Below are 16,663 nucleotides of genomic sequence, written 5' to 3'. Positions count from 1 at the left end.
CCGGCCCGCTCACCTGATGGCGCACTCCTTCACACTGAGGGGCTCGATGCCGCCGGCCGGTCTGCTGCACAGCACTTCCGCCTGCGAGACGCCGTCCGCGGTGCGCCGGACGCGCTTGAGCACGATGCTGTGGCCGCGTCGTTCGCCGTACAGGGGCGCGTCGGTGAAGTCGATCCGGCCGGTGGCCATCCCGTCGAGCTTGACGCCCCGGAGGTTGACCCAGGTCGCGGCGCGGCTCTGGGGTTCGTCACCGAGGCTGGCCGCCCAGTACAGCGCACGCGTGGCGTCGTGGGAGAGCGCGGTCTGTCCGCTGGCGAAGCCGGTGGCGTCGTAGGTGGCCTGGCCCTCCTCCAGCCAGGGGAGGTACTTGGCGGCGGCGTTGTAGAAGTCGGTCCCGGCGGCGGCCTCCCGCAACTCGGCGAGGGCCGCGTGGTAGAGGGTGATGCGCGGGGCGACGCCGTCGCGGCCACCCGTGTCGGAGAATCTGGCCTTGCTCAGGTCGTCGCCCGTGAGGATCGATATCTCCCGGTTCGCGCAGCCCGGTTCGGTGCTCAGCTGGGTCATCAGCGACCCGATGTCCTCGACCCGGCCGGCGAAGTAGATCACGGAGGGGACGGTCTTCCCCCGGCAGATGCTCTCCGCGTGGAGCCGCAGCTCGGGGTTGTCGTTCGCCACCCGGTAGGTCTGCGCGGGCAGCATCCGGTAGCCCTCCCGTTGCAGCATCCGGCCCCCGTAGGTGGCCTGTTCGCTGGTGTAGCGGTCCTGTGACTCCTCGGTGTCGCGGGCCAGCACCAGCGCGTACGGCGCCGCGTCCCGGGGCCGCAACTGCCGGGCGACGAGACCGAGCGCCTCCGCCTGGTGCTCGTCGGGGGCGGCGAGGCTGAACCAGTTGGAGAAGTCCTCCGGCAGGTACGTCGCCGAGTTGGTGCCGGAGACGACGGGCAGCCCGACCGCGTGGAGCCGGCGCGTGACGTCGGGACTGCTCTGCAGGTCGCGGCCGAAACCGACCACGCCGACGACGGTCGGGTCGCGGTCGGCGTAGTCGGCGATCGCCTCGGCGGTCACCCGCTGATGCCCCATGTCCGCGCCGCCGTTGGCGAGCAGCACCCGCAGTTTCACCTTGTAGTTCGCGTTGACGACGCGCTGGGCGAGGTACACGCCGGCCAGTTCCTCGTTGCCCTTGACCAGGGAAGGGTCCGCCGTGGAGGAGCTCATCGGCCCCGCGTACACCACCGTGACGTAGGTGCCGGGGTGGCGGCGCAGCACCCTGGTGTTCTCGGCGCGCACCAGGTCCTCCAGTGTGCGCAGCCGCTCGCCTTCCTCGTCGGCCCCGTCCTCGAGGTAGGCGCCGAACCGGACGTCCCCGGTGGCTATGCCCACGCACTCGGTGCCGCCGCCGGGCGCGGGATGCCGCTCGGTGTCACGGGCGGCGGTCAGCAGCCCCGCCGAGCAGTACGTGTGGTGCAGTTCGCGTGAGTGGACGACGGCCGCGGTGGCGGCGAGCACCATGACGAGGGCCAGGCTGTGGGCCGACCACACCACGCGGGCCAGGGGCGGACGGTTCCCGGCCCGGACGCATCGCCAGTCCTTCTGCCGCAGCTGCACCAACTCCTCGGCGGGCAGCGGAATCCTGAGGACCCAGGGCAGGGCGTTGGTCCTGCTCGGCGACTGGTCGGCCCGGAGGTTGCCGGCCCATTCGTCGTACCAGTGCCGCAACCGCTGCTGGAGCCGGCGCTGCTGGAGCGGGGGCTGCGGTCTGCCCGTCGGCGGGTCCGCGTCCTCACCCCGGTCGAGCAGCGGCGCGTCGTCCGCCGCCACGCCCGCCACGATCAGGAGCGGGTCGAGTTCGCTGCGCCGGCTGCGGACGTCGCTGACCGCCTTGATCAGTTCGATGCCGCCGTTCTCCCGGCCTATGCGGTGCAGCAGGAGCACCGGCGGACGGGTCCGCTTGAATCCGCGCAGGTCCCAGCTGCCGCGCCGGTGGTTGTCCCGCAGGTCCTCGAAGAGGGCCAGCACGTAGAGCTGGAGCGGGAACGGGCCGCCCTCCCGCATGGCCTCGGCCACGTCGTAGGCGCGGGCCGCGATGGCTCTCCAGGAGCGGACGGGGCGCAGCAGCCGCACGCTGGTCGACTGGCGTCGCGCGGCGGACTGGAGGAACGTCGTCGTCAGGAACCACCGGCTCTCCCTGCGCAGCCACAGGAAGAGGGGCGCGCGTCCCGGGACGTGGTTCAGGACGGCGAGGAGGACCATCAGCCCGATGCCCGCCAGCGCGGCGACGTACCACTCGGGGCGGGTGAGCAGGGCGGTGAAGGCGCCCAGGACGCCCATGGGCAGGAACTGCTGCACATCGGTGAGCAGCGCTTGCCGGGGTCTGCGCGAGGGCCTGCGGGGGCGCCAGCGCTGCCGGGCGAGGATGCGCAGGAGGTGGGTCTGTGCCTCCTCCCGCTGGGCGATCCCGTCGGGGGTGCCGGTGGAGGCGATGGGCCAGTGTTCGCGCATCTCCGGGTCGTCGGTGGCCTCCTGGAGGGCGCGCACGAGGTTGAGGCGGGGAAAGGCGTAGGGCCGGTAGGTGGCGGACCGGTCGCCCCACTTCCTTGGATCGCCGAGGTCGCACAGGAGCCGGGCGGCCCTGGCCGTGGGATCGAGGGCCCCGGGCTGCGGCTCGGTCGGGGCGACGGCCAGACGTGTCCCGTGGCGCTGCTGGCCTTCGCGCAGCTCGTCGACGAGTTCGGTGACGCGGTCGTCGTCGGCGGCGTCCTCGGCGTGCAGCACGATCACCGGCATGGGCGGATCGCTGGTCCGGAAGTCCTGGATCAGCGATTCCAGTTGTCGCTGTACGTCGATGCCCGCCTCGGTGGACATGCCCGGGTGTCCGCCCGGGCAGTCCTGCGGAAAGCCTTGATCCTGACTGTGCATGGACACCCCCGTGGTCGCACGACACATGTGTCACAAGCGCTCTACGAGCGTAACGCGCGCCTGTGAAAACTGCTCCTGTCCGAAAGGGCGGTGGGCGACGGAGGCGAGGGGCGGGGCCGTCCGGCGGGCGAGGTCCGGCGGCTTCCCGGGGTTCGATCACACGATCGAGTGATGTCCCGTGGAGCGGGCACGCGCCGGTACGGCCGCCCGTTCGATCCAGTGGCGGGGCCGCTCGGTCCCGGCTCGTCACTGCAACGGGAGTCCACATGAGCCTGTTCTTCCACCGCAACCCCGACGGCACGACGACGGGGCGCAACGAGGCCACCGGCTTCACCGTGACACACGCCGAAGAGGAGGAAGTGAAGCGGCAGTTGTTCGAGGACGCCGGGTGGGAGTACACGCCACCGCCCCCTCCCGTGCCGCCCGGCTTCCACCGCTTCTCCCTGGTGCACGACGAGTTCCGGACGGCCGGGTTCGCGGACGAGCGGTACGCGGGGCTGCGGGCCCGTCCGCCGGAGGGGTGCGTACCGGTCGACTGGGGGCGGTTCGCCCTGACGTGCGAGCGGCCGGGCAGGACCCTCCTGGACGCGGTCGCCGGTACGGTCGCGGAGATCCGCCGCGAACACGGGGTGGTGATGAACAGCCTGGGTGTCGAGAAGCCGCACGAATGGGTCGACGCCGACAGCAAGGACGGGTACGCGGCGGAGATCGTCGCGCACCTGGTGCTGACGGCCGCCCACCGCGCCCGGCTGCTCGGATACGGGCGCAAGGAGGTGGTCCGGCTGCTGGATGCGGCGGGGGTTGAGTAGTCGGTCGGGACTTCGGGGGGTAGGGGGTAGCCGGTCGGGCCGACGGATGTCGAGCCCCGCTGGGGGAGCTTCGGCAGGTGTGGGGCAGCCGGTGCCAGAGCTCGACCGACCGCGCCCGGTTCGGAGTGCTGGCGGGCGACGCCCAGGCCGTTCTCGGCAAACTCGCCCATGACCTCAGGGGACTCCGCCGGCCGGGGAGGCGTGCCGCGTGTGCGGTGCGTCGTCCGCAGGGGATCAGGGGATCAGGGGAGCAGGGGAGCAGGGGTCAGTGCCTGGGCCAGGTGCCGCTCGATGTCGCCGTCCATGGCGAGCACGGGGGTGCCGGGGTGCGCCAAGTGGCGGGCGCTCAGGGCGCACAAGGTGCACGGGGCGACCAGGGCGCACGGGGCGCACAGGGTGTCCAGGGCGGACGAAATCGTCTTGTGTGCTGCCGCCCGTGCCGCCGCCCGTGCCGGCGTTCGGCGCCCTCCCCGGCACTCCGCGTTTTTGAAAACGAATGTCATGTGGGTAGTTTTGGGGTCGCGTTCGGGGGTGTGTCACATCGCCCGCGTCGTGTCCCGCGCCCTCACCCCGGTGATCGACTCTGGAGGCTTAATGCATATGGTGTGCAAGTGCGTGACTACAGCATCAGGGCTGCGGGCCCGGCAGACCTCGACCGTGCGCGAGCCGTGATGCTCGACACCGTCTACCGCGAGTTCGGTACCGGATACGTGCCTCACTGGCACGGCGACATCATCGATCCGGGCGCCGCCTATCTCACCCCGCCCCGTCACACCCTGCTCGTCGCGCTCGCACCGGACGACGGGGAGGTCGTCGCGACCGCGGCCCTCGACTCCCGGGGACCGGCCCATCCGCCCAACCCGCGCCCGCTCGCCGAACGCTACCCCTCCGGCGCGACCGCGCAGTTGCGGCGGGTGTACGTACGGCCCGATCACCGTCGGCGGGGCCTGGCCCGGCGGATGGTCGGCGAACTGCTCGACTTCGCGGCGGCGGACGGCGGTTACCGGGCCGTGTACCTGCACACCGACCCGTCCGTGCCGGGGGCCGAGGCCTTCTGGCGGTCGCTCGGCAAGGTCGTGCACGACGAACGTGAGGACACGGACGGCGGCAGTGCCGTCCTCCACTTCGAGATTCCGATGGGACGGTGACCTGTGCGCCTGCTTCGTCCGCGGCTGTTCGCCGCCCTCGCGCTCACTCCGCTGCTGGCCGGCTGCTTCGCCTCACAGGGAGGTGAGGCGAAGGGAGGCGGCGACGGCGGAGACGGGTCGCGGCTGCGCGTCGCGCTCGCCTTCCCGCCCGCCGAGCGGTTCTCCCCCTACGGCGCCGACGCCACGATCCTCAGTCGTCTCGGCGTCGCCGAAGGGCTGACCGTCATGGACGCCAACGGTGCCGCGGCCCCCGCGCTCGCCCAGTCCTGGCGGCAGGAGGACGAGAGGACCTGGGTGTTCACGCTGCGGGACGCCGAGTTCCAGGACGGTACGGACGTCACCCCGTCCGCCGTGGTGAACGCGCTCACCCGGGCCACCCGGGCCAAGCCCGCGCCCGCCGCCCTCTCCGGGGTCACCCTGACCGCCGAGGCCGACGGCGAGCGGGAGGTCAGGGTCCGTACCGCCGAACCCGACCCGATCCTTCCGCTGCGCCTGTCCAGTCCCCACCTCGCGGTGTTCTCCGCCAAGGCCTACGGCAGCGACCGAGGCGAGGGCCGCGTCGACCCGGTCGGCACCGCCACCGGCCCCTTCGAACTCACCGGGGTCGACGGAGCCTCGTCCGCCGCCCTCGACCGGTTCGACGCGTACTGGGGCGGGCGCGCCCAGTCCTCCGGCATCGACGCCCGCTTCATCGCCGACGGCACCGCCCGCGCCAACGCGCTGCGCACCGGCGAGGCCGACATCGCCGAGGCCGTCCCCGTCTCGCAGGCGGCCACCCTGGACCGGGACACCCGGCACGACACCGCCACCACCCGCACCACCAGCCTGCTGCTCAACGCCTCCTCCGGCCCCTTCGAGGACCCGAAACTGCGTGCCGCCGCCCGAGCCGCCGTCGACACCTCCGCGCTCGCCGAAGGGGTGTACGAGGGGTACGCCGACCCGGGCGTCGGCATCTACGGGCCCGCCGTCACCTGGGCCGACGGCAAGCGGACCGAGCCCGACGGGCGGGCTGCGGCCGGCCGCGCGCGGGGCACCCGGGTCACCCTCGCCACGTACGACAACCGGCCCGAACTGCCGGAGGTCGCCCAGGTGCTGAAGCAGCAGCTGGAGAAGGCCGGGTTCCGGGTCGACCTCGAGGTGCGGGAGTACGCGCGGCTGGAGAGCGACGCGCTGGAGGGAGAGTTCGACGCGTTCGTCCTCGCCCGCAACACCCTCCTCGACACCGGCGACCCCGTCGCGGTGCTCGCCAGTGACCACACCTGCGACGGCGGGTACAACATCGCCCAGTTGTGCGACAAGGACGTCGACCGGGCGGTCACCGCCGCCGAGCGGACCGCCGATCCCGGCGAGCGGCAGGACGCCGCCATGGCCGCCGAGGCCGAGATACTCGGCACCGACGCCGTGGTGCCGCTGGTGCACCAGCGCATCGTCACCGGCGTCGGCACCTCGGTACGCGGAGTCGTGCTCGATCCCTACGAGCGCGCCCTCGTCGGCACGGGTACGCGGCGCTGACCGTGCGACAGCACCTGGCCGCACTCCTGTGGCGCACCGCGCTCGCGGTCGGCCTCGTCTGCGGCATCGGCCTGCTGCCCTGGCTCACGCACACCGACCCCGCCCTGACCGTACTCAAGGCACGGTCGGCCGAGCGGGAGCCGACCCCCGAGGTGCTGGCGGACATCCGCGCCCAACTGGGACTGGATGCCGGTCCGCTGTCCCTGCTCGGGCAGTGGGCGAGCGGACTCGCGCACGGGGACGCGGGGCGGTCCTGGATCTCCGGCGGGGAGGTCATGCCCGGTGTGCTCCGGGCGCTGGGCGCCTCCCTGCTGCTGATGACGGTCGCGCTCCTCGTCGCCGCCGTCGTCGCCGGGCTCGTCTGCGCCCGCACCCTCCACCTCGGGGCGCTGCGGCGGCTCGACGGCCGGCGCGCCGCCGGCACGGGCTCGGCGGTGCTCGCCGCGCTGCCCGAGTTCCTCGTCGCGTCCGTCCTCGCCACCGTCGTGGGCGTGCAGTGGGGATGGCTGCCCGCCCTCGGCTGGTACGGGCCGCAGTGGACGGTGCTGCCCGCGCTCGCCCTCGGACTGCCCGCCGGGGCCGTGCTGGGGCGGCTGCTCGACGATCTGCTGCCCGGCGCCTTCGACGAGCCGTGGGCGCTGGCGGCCGCCGCCCGGGGGATACCGGGCCGGCGGATCGCCCGGCAGGCGGTGCGCCGGTGCCTGCCCGCCCTGCTGCCCAACATCGGGCTGTTCACCGTCGGGCTGACCGGCGGGGCCGTCGCCGTCGAGCAGATCTTCGACATCCCCGGCCTCGGCCGCACCACCCTGCGGGCCGCCCTCGCGCAGGACCTGCCCGTCCTCCAGGCGGGCACCCTCGCCCTGATCCTGCTCGGCGCCGCGGCCACCGGAGCGTGCCGGCTCGCCGCCCGGCTGCTCGCCGGGCCCGCCCTGCGGGACGGCGCCCTGTCGACCCTGCACCGGCCGGCCCCGCCCGCCCGCCGTGTGCGCCCCGTCGTCCACGGCACCCTGCTGGCCGCCGTCGTCGCGCTGGGACTGCCCCGCGACCCGCTCGCGCTGAACACCGGGGAGCGACTCCAAGGCCCCTCGCTCACCCACCCGTTCGGCACGGACGCCCTCGGCCGGGACCTGCTCGCCCGGGTCGGGCACGGCGCCCTCGACACGCTGCTGCTCGCCCTCGCGATCAGCGCCGCGGCCCTGTGCGCCGGGGTTCTGCTCGGACTGCTGCCCCGGCTGTCCGGCCCGCTCGTCGACACGGTGAACGCGGTGCCGGCGGCACTCGGCGCGCTGCTCGTCACCGCCGTCGCGGGCAGCGGGGCGACCACGCCCGCGCTCGCCGTGACCGCCGTGGCCTGGGCGCCGCTCGCCGCGCACACCTCCGCACTGCTGGCGCAGGAACGCGCCACCCTGCATCTCGCGGCCACCCGGGGCCTGGGCGCGAGCCGCTGGTACCTGCTGCGCCACGAACTGCTGCCCGCCGTACTGCCGCCGGTCACCCGGCACGCCCTGCTACGGCTGCCCGGTGTCGCGCTCGCCCTCGCCTCGCTCGGCTTCCTCGGGCTCGGCGCGCAGCCCCCGTCGCCGGAATGGGGCGCGCTGCTCGCCGAGAACCAGCCCTACGCCGAACGCGCGCCCTGGGCCGTCCTCGCCCCGGCCGCGGTCCTCGCCCTGCTCGGGGCGCTGGCGGTGACCGCGGCGGGCGGACAGCGGCGGCCGGGCCGGCGACGGGGTGACCGTACGCCCGAGGTGCCCTCGGCCCACCCGCCGTCACTCGCGAAGGAACCGGTGGGGGTGCGGTGACCGCGCTGTCCACCGGACCGCGGGGCGGGGCGACCGGCCGCCCGCCGCGGCTGCCTCCCCTGCTGCGGCTGCTCATCGTCACCCAACTCGCCTTCAACGTCGGCTTCTTCGCCGTACTGCCCTTTCTCTCCGCGCATCTGGGCCGGTCCCTGGGGATGGCGGGGTGGCTGGTCGGGCTGGTCCTGGGCCTCAGGACGTTCAGCCAGCAGGGGCTGTTCGTGGTGGGCGGTGCGCTGGCCGACCGGTACGGCATCCGGCCGGTGGTGCTCGCCGGGTGCGCGCTGCGGATCGCCGGGTTCGTGTGGCTGGGGTACGCCGGGCGGACCTGGGAGGTGGTCGGCGCGGTGCTGCTGATCGGGTTCGCCGCAGCGCTGTTCTCACCGGCCGTCGAGTCGGAGGTCGTCCGGCAGGCGGTGGTGTGGGAGCAGGACGGCGGGGGATCCCGTACGCGCGTGCTGGCGTTGTTCACCGTGGCCGGTCAGGCGGGGGCGTTCGTCGGGCCGTTGCTGGGGGCGCTGCTGCTGGCGGTGGACTTCCGCACCGCGTGTCTGAGCGGGGCCGGGATCTTCGTGCTCGTACTCGCCGGCCATGCCCGCCTGCTGCCGCAGCACCTGCCGGGGCGGGGCCGGACCCCGGTCGGGGGCGGGCTGCGGCTCGTCCTGCGCAACCGGCCCTTCCTGGCCCTGTGCTGCGCCTACGGCGCCTACCTGCTCGCCTACAACCAACTGTATCTCGCCCTCCCCGAGGAGGTGGAGCGCGTCACCGGCTCCCAGGCGGCGCTGGCCTGGCTGTTCGCGCTGTCCTCGCTGCTGGTGGTGACGGCCCAGCTGCCGGTCACCCGCTGGGCGGGGAAGCGGCTGGCCGCGCGCCGCTCCATGGCGGCCGGACTGCTGACCGTCGCGGCCGGTTTCGTGGCCGTGGCGGTGACCCTGCCCGCCGGATGGACGGGGGCGGCCGGGCTGCTGCCCGCGGCCGGGTTCGTCGTCCTGCTCACCGTCGGGCAGATGCTCGTGGCGCCCGTGGCCCGCGCCTGGGTGCCCGACCTGGCCGAAGAGGGCCGGCTCGGCCTCTACACAGGGGCGTTGTCCTCGGTGTCCGGGCTGATCGTGCTGCTCGGCAGCTCGGCGACCGGCACCCTGCTGGACGCGGGACTGCCGCCGGCGGTGCCCTGGCTGGTCCTGGCCGCCGTGACGGCGACGGCGGCGGCGGTGCTGCCGGGACGGGCGTGACCGCCTCGCCCCCCTCCCGTCACCCGGCGATCAGCTCCCGCACCTCACGCCCGGCCGGAACCACCGCCACCCGCGACGTCCGCCACAGCCAGAGCACATCGCGGCCGAACGACCACACCAGCAGGCCCAGCGCCAACGCCACCACCCCGACGTTGACCGCGTACGGCAGCAGGTCCGCGCCCGCCACCAGCAGCAGCACGCCCTGGAGCGCGGCCACCGTCTTGCGGGCCGTGCTCGGCGGGAGCGGGGCCGTCAGCCAGGGCCACACCCGGGCCGCCGCCACGAACACGTACCGCATCGCGCCGATGAGCAGCACCCAGGGCCCCATGGCCATCGACACGTACACACTCAGCACCAGGATCAGGAACGCGTCCACCTCCATGTCGAAGCGGGCACCCAGCGGGCTCGACGTACCGGTCCGGCGCGCCACCTTGCCGTCCACCCCGTCGAGGATCAGCGCGACGGCGGTCAGACCGACGAACAGCGTGACCGGCGGTGAGTCCTGGAACGAGTCGGCGACCAGCGCGGTCACCCCGCCGACGAGGATGGCCCGGCCGAGGGTGACCCGGTTGGCCGCGCCGAAGGAACGCGGCCGGGACCGGCGCAGGGCCCGGGAGAGCACCGCCCAGGTGGCGGCAGCGAACGCGAGACCGGTCAGCCAGCCCGCCGGGCCCATGCCGATCGCCGTACCGAGCAGCGCGAGCAACAGGACCTGTACCCCCGCGCCCACAGCGGTCTCCTGCTGGACGAGCCTCGCGTCGTACGTGTTGTTCAGGGCCACCGAACACCCTCCGGCCGTGTGACAGAGTCGATCAACGCCGCTACCTTGTGCGCGGCCTGTGCACCTCTCGGTACGCGTGCAGCTTCCCGATCGTTCAGGAGGATTCCGATGAACCGCACCGCCCGCGCGTTCTGGCTCGACTCGCCCGGCCGAAGCGGAATCCGCGAGGTCGCCCTGCCCGAACCCGGCCCCGACGAGGTGCTGGTGCGCGCGCTCTACTCCGGGGTCAGCCGCGGCACCGAGACGCTCGTCTTCCGCGGCGGCGTGCCCGAGAGCCAGCACACGGCGATGCGGGCCCCGTTCCAGGAAGGCGACTTCCCCGGACCGGTGAAGTACGGCTATCTGAGCGTGGGCGTGGTGGAGGAGGGACCCGAGGAGCTCACCGGCCGTACGGTCTTCTGCCTCTACCCGCACCAGACGCGCTACGTCGTCCCCGCGAGCGCCGTCACCCCCGTGCCCGACGGGGTGCCCGCGGGGCGGGCCGTGCTCGCCGGCACCGTCGAGACCGCCGTCAACGCCCTGTGGGACGCGGCACCACTGGTCGGCGACCGCATCGCCGTGGTCGGCGGCGGCATGGTCGGCTGCTCGGTCGCCGCGCTGCTGGCCCGCTTCCCGGGCGTCCGCGTCCAGCTCGTCGACGCCGACCCCGCGCGGGCGAAGACCGCCGAGGCCCTCGGAGTCGGGTTCGCGCTGCCCGGGGACGCGCTCGGCGAGTGCGACCTGGTCGTGCACGCCAGCGCCACCGAAGAGGGGCTGGGCCGGGCACTGGAACTGCTCCGCGCCGAGGGCACCGTCGTCGAACTGAGCTGGTACGGCGACCGGAAGGTGAGCCTCCCGCTGGGCGAGGCCTTCCACTCCCGGCGGCTGGCCATCCGCGGCAGCCAGGTCGGCACGGTCTCACCGGCCCGCGCGCACCGCGGCTACGCCGACCGGCTCGCCCTCGCCCTGGACCTGCTCGCCGACCCCGCACTCGACGCCCTCGTCACCGGCGAGTCCGCCTTCGACGAACTGCCCGACGTCATGCCCCGGCTCGCCTCCGGCGAGATCCCCGCGCTGTGCCACCGCGTGCGCTACGGCGACGCCGACCCGGACAAGCGCGCCTGACCTCAGAAAAGACGGAGCGGGCACTGAACGGGGGAGGGCAGCCGCCCGTACTACAGGACATCCCCGGCGGACATCGGCCGGGGAGCAGACGCGCCGCACCTGGAGGGTCGTCCGTTGTTCAGCATCACCGTCCGCGATCACATCATGATCGCCCACAGCTTCCGCGGCGAGGTCTTCGGACCGGCCCAGCGCCTGCACGGGGCCACGTTCCTCGTGGACGCCACCTTCCGGCGCGAACAGCTGGACGAGGACAACATCGTCGTCGACATAGGTCTGGCCACACAGGAACTCGGCGCCGTCGTCGGCGAACTGAACTACCGCAACCTCGACAACGAACCCGACTTCGCGGGGGTCAACACCTCCACGGAGTACCTGGCCAAGGTCATCGCCGACCGGCTCGCCGAACGCATCCACAAGGGAGCGCTGGGCGAGGGCGCCAAGGGCATCGCGGGCCTGTCCGTCACCCTGCACGAGTCGCACATCGCCTGGGCGAGTTACGAGCGTGCGCTGTGACCGACACGACCATCGACCGGGCCGGGACCGCCCGCCTGGACTACGTTCCCCGGCAGGCGTCCTTCCCGGGGAACGGCGGGATCATCCCCATGTCCCTGCGCTCCGTGCACTTCGTGATGCCGGGCGGCGTCGACGACCCGGCCGCGCCGAGCGGCGGCAACGCCTACGACCGGCGCGTGTGCCTGGACCTGCCCGGTTTCGGCTGGCAGGTGCACCGGCACACCGTGGCCGGTGACTGGCCGCGGCCGGACGCCGCCGCCCGCGCGGACCTGGCCCGCACCCTGCGTGAACTGCCGGACGGCGCCGTCGTCCTGCTCGACGGGCTGGTCGCCTGCGGGGTGCCCGAGGTCGTCGTGCCGGAGGCGGAGGCGGAACGACTGCGCATGGCCGTCCTCGTCCATCTCCCGCTGGGGGACGAGACCGGGCTGGACGCGGCCGTCGCCGCCGAACTGGACGCCCGAGAACGGGCGGTGCTGCGCGCGGTCCCGGCCGTCGTCGCCACCAGCGACTGGGCGGTGCGCCGCCTGGTCTCCCACCACGGCCTGGCCCCCGACCGCGTCCACGTCGCCGCCCCCGGCGCCGACATCGCGCCCCTCGCGCCCGGCACCGACGGCGTCTCGCGCCTGCTGTGCGTGGCCGCCGTGACACCGCGCAAGGGACAGCACCGGCTTGTGGAGGCGCTGGCGGCGGTGGCCGACCTCCCGTGGACCTGCGCACTCGTCGGCGGCCTCGGCCAGGACCCCGAGTACGTCGCCCACCTGCGGGACCTGATCCGTCACCACGGCCTGGAGGACCGGCTGGAACTGACCGGCCCGCAGACCGGCGCCGCACTCGACGCCCGCTACGCCACCGCCGACCTCATGGTCCTCACCTCGTACGCGGAGACATACGGCATGGCGGTCACCGAGGCGCTGGCGCGCGGTGTCCCCGTGCTGGCGACCGACGTCGGCGGAGTGCCCGAGGCGATCGGCCGCGCACCCGACGGCGGGGTCCCCGGCATCCTCGTCCCGCCGGAGAACCCCTCGGCCATCGCCGCCGAACTGCGCGGCTGGTTCGGTGAGGCGGAGGTGCGGCGCCGGCTCAAGGCGGCCGCCCGCGGCCGGCGCGCCGCGCTCGGCGGCTGGGCGAGCACCGCACAGAGCCTGGCGGCGGTACTGCGCCGGCTCCCCGGCGAACCCCGGAGGGCGGCATGACCGAACCGGCGACCACCACACCGCTCGGCGGCACGTCGTCGGGATCCCGGGCCCGCACCCACCAGGAACCCGGCCCGCGCGAGGACGGCGGGACGTCCGGGGCGACCGGTGCCGGTCCGTCCGTCATCCCCGGGGCGGGACCCGCGCCCCGCCCCGGCGAGCGGGCCACCCTGCGGCTGCGCGGGACCGACTCGGACGAGCCGCCCCGGTACGCGCCCGAGTGGCTGCGACTGCGCGAACCGGCCGACGCCGCCGCCCGCTCCGCCGGTCTGCTCGACCCGCTGCGCCTCCGGCTCGCCGAACTCCCGCGCCGGACGGAGGGACTGGTCGTCCACGACATCGGCTGCGGCACCGGATCCATGGGCCGCTGGCTGGCCCCCCATCTCGACGGCGCCCAGCACTGGGTCCTGCACGACCGGGACCCCTACCTGCTGCACTTCGCCGCCGTCGCCTCGCCCCGCTCCGCCGCCGACGGCGGCCACGTCACCGTCGAGACCCGGCGCGGCGACATCGCCCGGCTCACCCCGGACGCGCTCGCCGGCGCCTCCCTGGTGACCGCGTCCGCGCTGCTCGACGTCCTCACCCGCGAGGAGGTCGGCGCCCTGGTCGCCGCCTGCACGGGAGCCGGCTGCCCGGCGCTGCTGACGCTCTCCGTCGCGGGCCGTGTCGAACTGAGCGCGCCGCACCCGATGGACCAGGAGATCACCGAGGCGTTCAACGCCCACCAGCGCCGGGGCGGTCTGCTCGGCCCGGACGCGGTCACGGTCGCCGCCGAGGCCTTCGCCGAGCAGGGCGCGACCGTACGGCTGAACCCGAGCCCCTGGCGGCTCGGTCCCGGGCAGGCCGCGCTGACCGAGCAGTGGCTGCGGGGCTGGGTCGGAGCGGCGGTCGAGGAGCGACCGGACCTGGCGGAGCGCGCCGGCCGCTATCTGGCCGAGCGTCTGGAGGCCTGCGCGGCGGGGGAGTTGCGGGTCGTCGTCCACCACAGCGATCTGCTCGCCCTGTGCCGGCCGGTGGACGGGGACGCATGAGCGCGCGGACGGCGCAGGCGCCCACGGCGGCGGCGTCCGCGCCGAGGACGGATCGCGCCTCCCGCGGCCTCCTCGCCCGGCTCAACACCCCCGCCGTGCGCACCCGTCTGGGCACCGTCGCCGGTGTCGCGATCCTCGTGGTCCTGTTCTGGCGCCTGGGCACCGGGGCCTTCCTGGACGGGCTGCGCCGCATCGACGCCGCGACGCTGCTCGCCGCGCTCGCGATCGGACTGCTGACCACCGTGTTCAGCGCCTGGCGGTGGGCGCTGGTGGCGCGGGGGCTCGGCGTCCGGCTGCCGCTCGGCGCGGCCGTCGCCGACTACTACCGGGCCCTGTTCCTGAACGCGGCGCTGCCGGGCGGTGTCCTCGGTGACGTCCACCGAGCGGTGCGCCACGGACGGAGCACCGGCGATCTGGGACGCGGGGTGCGGGCGGTGGTCCTGGAGCGGACCGCCGGACAGCTCGCGCTGTTCGCCGCCGGGGCCGTGGTGCTGGTGACCCTGCCGTCGCCCGTGCGCGATGAGGTCCGGCAGGCCGTCCCGCTCGTCGGGCTCGCCGCGCTGGGCGCCTGTGCGGTGGTGCTGGCGCTGCGCATGAACAGGGCGCCGTCGCGGCGGCGGGGGCGGGCGTGGCACGGGATGTGGGCCGGGGCCCGTGCGGGGCTGTGCTCGCGGCGCACCGCGCCGGGGGTTCTGCTGTCGTCCGTCGTCGTGCTCGCCGGGTACGTCGCGATGTTCGTCCTCGCCGGGCAGGTCGCCGGAGCGGATGCCTCCGTGGCCGAGCTGGTGCCGCTCGCGGTGCTGGCGCTGCTGGCCATGGGGCTGCCGTTGAACGTGGGCGGGTGGGGGCCCCGGGAGGGGGTCACCGCGTGGGCGTTCGGTGCGGCGGGGCTCGGTGCGGGCCGGGGGCTGACCGTGGCGGTGGTGTACGGCGTCCTCGGTCTGGTGGCGAGTCTGCCGGGGGCCGTGGTGCTGGTCGCCCGCTGGTACGCGGGGGTGCGGGCGGCGGCCTCCCGGCCGGCCGCGGACCGCGCTTCTGTCGCCCCCGCCGCCCCTTCCCGTCCCGTGCCCGGAGGCGTCGCCCCCGGACCCCCCGTCGGCCTTCGGCCTCGGACTCGTCCTCAGACGCCGGACGGGCTGGGAGGGCCGGGCGGGCCCGGAGGTGAGGTCAGCAGTGAGAAATACGTGCCGAAGGAATCCGCGAGGCTCGCCAGGAGTTCCTTGCCCTTTTCCGCCGAGCCCAGAGAAGGACGGCCGATGACACCGGAATCGGTGTAGGCGGACATACCGGCCGTGAGGAGATGACGCCGGTCGTCCGCGACATGATCGGAGGTCTCATAACCGGGCCGCAGCAATTCCGGATGCGCGTGCAGAAGAACGGAGGTCTCGATTTCCCCCGCGTGCATGTCGGTGAGCAGCGAGGTGACCACACCGGCTCGCACCCGCGCCGTCTCCCAGTCCTCCGGGGCCGGGAACAGCGCCATCCGCTCACCGCGCGCGGAGGATTCCTGAACGACATTGCCCAGCACGTAATTCCCGCCGTGCCCGTTGACCAGCACCAGGGTGTCCACACCGGACCGGCGCAGCGAGTCGGCGATGTCCCGTATGACCGCGTGCAGGGTCACGGAGGAGAGGGAGACGGTCCCCGGCCAGGCCGCGTGCTCGTGCGAGCAGGAGATCGTCACCGGGGGGAGGAGGTGCACCGGATGGGCGTCGGCGATCTCCCGCGCGATCGCACAGGCGACCAGCGTGTCGGTCGCCAGCGGCAGGAACGGACCGTGCTGCTCGAAACTCCCGACGGGAAGGACCGCGATCTGCCGTGAGACGCCGGCGCCCCGATTCCGTACATCCTCAGTAGTATCCGCCGGCAACAGACCGTGCACCGGGCCGTATGCCGCCGACCGATTGTGTGAACCACCCATGTCTTCACGGCCTTTCGTCTCTGCTTAGGAACGCGAGAATCATGACAGAAAAAGTAGGCGTACTCGGCAAGAAGCCCGCGCGGCGGACCGGTGTGGAACGCGTCGTGAATGCGCCGCTGCCCACCGTGTACGGCACGTTCCAGGCGGTCGGCTACCTCGACCACGACCGCGGTGACGAGCAGGTCGCCCTGGTGTACGGCGACCTCGGCACGGAAGGCGTCCTCACCCGGCTGCACTCGGAGTGCCTCACCGGGGACGCCTTCGGCTCGCAGCACTGCGAGTGCGGCGACCAGCTGGCGTCCGCGCTGCGCGCGGTCGTCGCCGAAGGCGCGGGCGTGGTCGTCTACTTGAGGGGGCACGAGGGCCGCGGCATAGGCCTGCTCGCCAAACTGCGCGCGATGGCCCTCCAGGCGGAGGGCCTGGACACCGTCGAGGCCAACCTGGCGCTCGGCCTGCCGGTCGACGCCCGCGACTACGGTGTCGCCGCCGGCATCCTCCACGACCTCGGCGTACGGTCGGTGCGGCTGATGTCCAACAACCCGCGCAAGCGGGAGGCGTTGGTGCGGCACGGCATCCCGGTCGCCGAGCAGGTGCCGCTGCTCATCCCGCCGTGCGAGGACAACATCACCTACCTGCGCACCAAGCGGGAACGCCTCGACCACCACCTGCCCCACCTGGACGCGGTGGCGCACCTGTCCTGACGCCCG

The 16,663-nt window shown here is 74.0% G+C and carries 14 protein-coding genes and 1 pseudogene; 11 read left to right on the top strand and 4 right to left on the bottom strand.

All coding sequences use genetic code 11. The features are described 5' to 3' along the window. Positions 1-9: 9 nt before the first annotated feature. Complete coding sequence (locus tag FHX78_RS04350; RefSeq protein WP_145866140.1) at positions 10-2,862, bottom strand: type 1 periplasmic-binding domain-containing protein; 2,853 nt, start codon at positions 2,860-2,862, stop codon at positions 10-12. Positions 2,863-3,182: 320 nt separating this feature from the next. On the opposite strand from FHX78_RS04350, the gene FHX78_RS04345 reads away from it, so the two are divergent. Next, complete coding sequence (locus tag FHX78_RS04345) at positions 3,183-3,725, top strand: hypothetical protein (RefSeq protein WP_145866139.1); 543 nt, start codon at positions 3,183-3,185, stop codon at positions 3,723-3,725. 242 nt (positions 3,726-3,967) lie between these two features. Here FHX78_RS04345 and FHX78_RS04340 read toward each other — a convergent pair whose 3' ends face one another. Then, positions 3,968-4,228: a hypothetical protein gene (locus tag FHX78_RS04340; RefSeq protein WP_145866138.1), complete on the bottom strand. Its 261-nt coding sequence runs from the start codon at positions 4,226-4,228 to the stop codon at positions 3,968-3,970. A 108-nt stretch (positions 4,229-4,336) separates the two neighbouring features. On the opposite strand from FHX78_RS04340, the gene FHX78_RS04335 reads away from it, so the two are divergent. Genes FHX78_RS04335 through FHX78_RS04320 form a run of 4 tightly spaced genes read left to right on the top strand, consistent with a single transcriptional unit; the run spans position 4,337 to position 9,413 of the window. Further along, positions 4,337-4,873, top strand: a complete 537-nt coding sequence (locus FHX78_RS04335) for a GNAT family N-acetyltransferase (RefSeq protein ID WP_145866137.1) — start codon at positions 4,337-4,339, stop codon at positions 4,871-4,873. A gap of 3 nt (positions 4,874-4,876) precedes the next feature. After that, complete coding sequence (locus FHX78_RS04330) at positions 4,877-6,385, top strand: ABC transporter substrate-binding protein (RefSeq protein ID WP_145866136.1); 1,509 nt, start codon at positions 4,877-4,879, stop codon at positions 6,383-6,385. A 2-nt stretch (positions 6,386-6,387) separates the two neighbouring features. Then, positions 6,388-8,184, top strand: a complete 1,797-nt coding sequence (locus FHX78_RS04325; RefSeq protein WP_145866135.1) for an ABC transporter permease subunit — start codon at positions 6,388-6,390, stop codon at positions 8,182-8,184. Then, positions 8,181-9,413 (top strand): MFS transporter, encoded by a 1,233-nt coding sequence (locus FHX78_RS04320; RefSeq protein WP_145866134.1) that lies wholly within the window; start codon positions 8,181-8,183, stop codon positions 9,411-9,413. Before FHX78_RS04325 ends, FHX78_RS04320 begins: the two co-directional genes overlap by 4 nt. A gap of 19 nt (positions 9,414-9,432) precedes the next feature. On the opposite strand, the gene FHX78_RS04315 is transcribed toward FHX78_RS04320, so the two are convergent. Continuing rightward, positions 9,433-10,194 carry a CDP-alcohol phosphatidyltransferase family protein gene (locus FHX78_RS04315; RefSeq protein WP_145866133.1) on the bottom strand — a complete coding sequence of 254 codons (762 nt, stop codon included), beginning with the start codon at positions 10,192-10,194 and terminating at the stop codon, positions 9,433-9,435. A 108-nt stretch (positions 10,195-10,302) separates the two neighbouring features. On the opposite strand from FHX78_RS04315, the gene FHX78_RS04310 reads away from it, so the two are divergent. The 5 genes from FHX78_RS04310 (at position 10,303) to FHX78_RS04290 (ending at position 15,312) form a co-directional block, all read left to right on the top strand. Further along, positions 10,303-11,298: a zinc-dependent alcohol dehydrogenase gene (locus FHX78_RS04310; RefSeq protein ID WP_145866132.1), complete on the top strand. Its 996-nt coding sequence runs from the start codon at positions 10,303-10,305 to the stop codon at positions 11,296-11,298. A 114-nt stretch (positions 11,299-11,412) separates the two neighbouring features. Then, complete coding sequence (locus FHX78_RS04305; protein ID WP_145866131.1) at positions 11,413-11,811, top strand: 6-pyruvoyl trahydropterin synthase family protein; 399 nt, start codon at positions 11,413-11,415, stop codon at positions 11,809-11,811. Continuing rightward, positions 11,808-13,004 carry a glycosyltransferase family 4 protein gene (locus tag FHX78_RS04300; protein WP_145866130.1) on the top strand — a complete coding sequence of 399 codons (1,197 nt, stop codon included), beginning with the start codon at positions 11,808-11,810 and terminating at the stop codon, positions 13,002-13,004. The genes FHX78_RS04305 and FHX78_RS04300 overlap by 4 nt, the downstream gene beginning before the upstream one ends. Continuing rightward, entirely contained in the window at positions 13,001-14,035 is a 1,035-nt protein-coding gene (locus tag FHX78_RS04295) for a class I SAM-dependent methyltransferase (protein WP_229924115.1), read from the top strand. Before FHX78_RS04300 ends, FHX78_RS04295 begins: the two co-directional genes overlap by 4 nt. Further along, complete coding sequence (locus FHX78_RS04290; RefSeq protein WP_229924116.1) at positions 14,032-15,312, top strand: lysylphosphatidylglycerol synthase transmembrane domain-containing protein; 1,281 nt, start codon at positions 14,032-14,034, stop codon at positions 15,310-15,312. Before FHX78_RS04295 ends, FHX78_RS04290 begins: the two co-directional genes overlap by 4 nt. Here the strand turns inward: FHX78_RS04290 and FHX78_RS04285 are convergent. After that, a pseudogene (locus FHX78_RS04285) lies at positions 15,285-15,956 on the bottom strand (creatininase family protein); the annotation flags it as partial. The gene FHX78_RS04290 and the pseudogene FHX78_RS04285 overlap by 28 nt on opposite strands. A 41-nt stretch (positions 15,957-15,997) precedes the next feature. Here FHX78_RS04285 and ribA point away from each other — a divergent pair. Continuing rightward, the gene (gene ribA, locus FHX78_RS04280; protein ID WP_145866128.1) at positions 15,998-16,657 is read left to right on the top strand and encodes a GTP cyclohydrolase II; all 660 of its coding nucleotides are present in this window, start codon (positions 15,998-16,000) and stop codon (positions 16,655-16,657) included. The last annotated feature ends 6 nt before the right edge of the window (positions 16,658-16,663 follow it).

Origin of the sequence: Streptomyces capillispiralis, assembly GCF_007829875.1 — a bacterium.
Taxonomy (GTDB): domain Bacteria; phylum Actinomycetota; class Actinomycetes; order Streptomycetales; family Streptomycetaceae; genus Streptomyces; species Streptomyces capillispiralis.
This window is presented reverse-complemented; position numbering and strand designations above follow the sequence as displayed.

Coding starts and splice junctions, on each gene's coding strand:
- FHX78_RS04350 (WP_145866140.1), bottom strand. CDS start 2,862: ATGTCCACCGAGGCGGGCATCGACGTACAGCGACAACTGGAATCGCTG.
- FHX78_RS04290 (WP_229924116.1), top strand. CDS start 14,032: ATGAGCGCGCGGACGGCGCAGGCGCCCACGGCGGCGGCGTCCGCGCCG.
- FHX78_RS04310 (WP_145866132.1), top strand. CDS start 10,303: ATGAACCGCACCGCCCGCGCGTTCTGGCTCGACTCGCCCGGCCGAAGC.
- FHX78_RS04340 (WP_145866138.1), bottom strand. CDS start 4,228: ATGACATTCGTTTTCAAAAACGCGGAGTGCCGGGGAGGGCGCCGAACG.
- FHX78_RS04295 (WP_229924115.1), top strand. CDS start 13,001: ATGACCGAACCGGCGACCACCACACCGCTCGGCGGCACGTCGTCGGGA.
- FHX78_RS04345 (WP_145866139.1), top strand. CDS start 3,183: ATGAGCCTGTTCTTCCACCGCAACCCCGACGGCACGACGACGGGGCGC.
- ribA (WP_145866128.1), top strand. CDS start 15,998: ATGACAGAAAAAGTAGGCGTACTCGGCAAGAAGCCCGCGCGGCGGACC.